The organism is Pantoea sp. 18069, from assembly GCF_902706035.1.
In the GTDB taxonomy this organism is placed as follows: domain Bacteria; phylum Pseudomonadota; class Gammaproteobacteria; order Burkholderiales; family Burkholderiaceae_C; genus Comamonas.
In genome coordinates this window covers 1-505 of the sequence record NZ_CACSJA010000107.1, presented here as the reverse complement: position 1 = coordinate 505, position 505 = coordinate 1, and the positions used below count along the sequence as shown (strand labels likewise).

The window sequence follows — 505 nt, the reverse complement described above, 5'->3', positions numbered from 1 at the left end:
GGCATGATAAAGCCCTGCGGATTGTTGCAGTTCGGCACCAGGATAACGCCCTTGATCGGCCACTGCTCCAGCGCCAGCTCCAGGGCTTCGACGCTGATCCCGCTGTCCGGATCGGTGGGGATCTCGATGGCCTTCAGCCCCAAACCGCGCAGCAGCTGCATGGTGCCGTAATAGGACGGGGATTCGACGGCGACGATATCGCCGGGCTGGCACACCGAGAGCAGCGCCAGCGATAGCGCGCTGTGGCAGCCGCTGGTGATGATCAGATCGTCGGCGGTGACCACCGAGCCGCCGTCGAGCATCAGGCGGGCGATTTGTTCGCGCAGCTCGCGGCGTCCGGCCAGCTCGTCGTAGTTCAGCACCTCGCTGAGATTATGCTGGATAACCCGGCTCAGCTCGCGCCAGATGGGCTTCAGGCTCGGCTGGGTGACGTCAGGCGAGCCGCCGCCGAAAGGGATAATACTTTTGTCATTGCGCGCGTCGAGCATGGTCAGCACCTGATCCC

At 64.0% G+C, this 505-nt stretch carries 1 protein-coding gene; it reads right to left on the bottom strand.

From position 1 onward, the window contains the following. Positions 1-505, bottom strand: a 505-nt coding sequence (locus GVL12_RS25775) for an aminotransferase class I/II-fold pyridoxal phosphate-dependent enzyme (protein ID WP_159918387.1), incomplete at both ends; no start/stop codon positions are given.